The 1,854-nt window shown below is 73.5% G+C and carries 1 protein-coding gene and 1 pseudogene; both read right to left on the bottom strand.

What is annotated here, in order from left to right; all coding sequences use genetic code 11:
- Positions 1-35: 35 nt before the first annotated feature.
- Positions 36-1,133 (bottom strand): pectinesterase family protein, encoded by a 1,098-nt coding sequence (locus EEJ42_RS31785; RefSeq protein WP_184503366.1) that lies wholly within the window; start codon positions 1,131-1,133, stop codon positions 36-38.
- A gap of 123 nt (positions 1,134-1,256) precedes the next feature.
- A pseudogene (locus tag EEJ42_RS31780) lies at positions 1,257-1,854 on the bottom strand (SWF or SNF family helicase); the annotation flags it as partial.

Raw genomic sequence — 1,854 nt, 5'->3', positions numbered from 1 at the left:
GTCCGGAGTTCACCGGACCTGCCGGACCCGCCGGATCAGGACGGCTGCCAGCCGGCGAGCCAGTCCGCGATCTCGTAGTCGGCGGCCTGCGCGTCGGTCAGCTGCGGCCGGTCGCCGCTCGCCGCACCGGAACCGGCGCCCGTGTTCTTGTACTCCGCGAAGCGGTCGTCCTTCCAGGAGAAGCCGCTCATGTCCGTCCACGGCGTGGTCTTGACCGCCGCCGACAGGTTCGTATTGCGGACGACCGTCTGCGGATCGAGGCTCGCGTCCCCGCCCGCGTGCCAGGGGCGGCCGAGGTAGAACGACCGGTTGGTGACGTCACCGCTGATGGTGCTGTCGATGAACAGGAAGCCCTTCTTCCCGGCCGCGGTCGAGGGCGCCGCGACATAGCCGCCGGAGCTGCCGTCGTAGCGCTTGACGAGCCGGATCGTCGACTTGTTGATGACGGCGGAGGCACGGCCGAAGACGAAGTCGACATTGCCCTGGATCACCGAGTTGTTGACGTACACCCGGCCGACCGTGGTCTTGCTCGCGGAGTCGAGCAGCAGGGTGTCCTGGTCGCCGACCGCACCGATGTTGTCCAGCACGATCTTGTCCGCCGCGGTGCGCAGCGCGACCGCCTGCTTGTCGGTGATGCTCGTGTTCGCCTCGTTGAAGTCGTTCACGAACTGGAGATGGCGCGCCTGGAAGTCGTCCGCCTCGACGGCGACGGTCGCGCTGCCGCTGGTGCCATAGGTCCCGCCGCCCGGCTTGGGGGTGCCGGAGGCGTTGTTGTAGACGATGGTCACGTCGCTCTTGTTGCCGGTGCTGCCCACCAGCCGGATGTGCGGCTTGTTGGAGGGGATCTTGACGGTCTCCCGGTACGTCCCGGGCTTGACGGAGATGGTGACCGCGGAGGAGTTGTTCGCCGGGACCGCGTTGACCGCCGCCTGGACGGTCGTGTACTGACCGCTGCCGTCCTTGGCGACGACGAGGGTCGCCGCGGCGGCGGAACCGGCCGCGTGGGCCCGGCCGCTGTCGCCGAGCCAGCCGGTGGCCGGAACGGCGATCAGCGTGGCGCCGGCGGCGAAGGCCAGGGTGCCGACGAGCGGACCGGGGCGGCGGCGCCGGGAGCGCGGACGCGATGGGGGCATGGAGGATCTCCGTCCCGTGGAGGCATGTGCAGGGGGTGTTCTGACGCCCTACGGTTGCCACGCCCCCGCGAAAGGTTGCCGCCCCTTCCCGCCCGTTCCACAGCCTGGCGCCGCCGCCTGAACTCAGTCCGAGGCGAGTATCGCCAGGGCCGCCTCCGGGTCCTGGGCCGGTGGACCGGCGGGCCACCAGCGGCCCCGGTCCTTGCGGTACGGCCACCAGCGGCCGTCGCGTCCGTAGCGCACCTGGGCGTCGGTGCCCATCGCCGTCCAGCGGTTGCCCGCCGCGCGCAGCCGGGGCGCCCGCTCGCCTTCCTCCCAGGCGGCGGCGAGCTGCGCGCGGGCCCGCGCCAGCGCCTCCGCGTCCGGTGTCCACTCCTCCTCCAGCACGGTGAGCGCGGCGGCCCCGCCGTGCTCCCAGGCCCGTACGGCGCGGGCCAGGTCCGTGCGGTCGCGGTCGCAGCCCGCCGCGAGCCGGGCGGCGACCTCGGCCGGGGGGCCGGCGGCGGTCAGCCGCACCGTGTCCTGCCACTCCGTCAGCACGGCCGGGACGGGGGACGCGGCATGGCCGGGAGCCAGCGCCTCGGCAAGCAGCCGCTGGGCGCGTACGGCGGCATTGGCCGCGAGGAACTCCAGCGCGGCGACGTCCAGCCCGGGCGCCGGGTCCGTACCACCGGCGAGCGCCGGGGTCCGACCGGGCGCGGCGACGGCCGGTGGGGGAGCG

This window comes from Streptomyces botrytidirepellens (genome assembly GCF_003721215.1).
In the GTDB taxonomy this organism is placed as follows: domain Bacteria; phylum Actinomycetota; class Actinomycetes; order Streptomycetales; family Streptomycetaceae; genus Streptomyces; species Streptomyces himastatinicus.
Note: the sequence above shows the minus strand (reverse complement) of the source record. Positions and strands in the feature narration are given on the sequence as shown.

What these genes read in the sequence shown, in the direction of transcription:
- EEJ42_RS31785 (WP_184503366.1), bottom strand. Translation starts at nt 1,133, where the DNA reads ATGCCCCCATCGCGTCCGCGCTCCCGGCGCCGCCGCCCCGGTCCGCTC.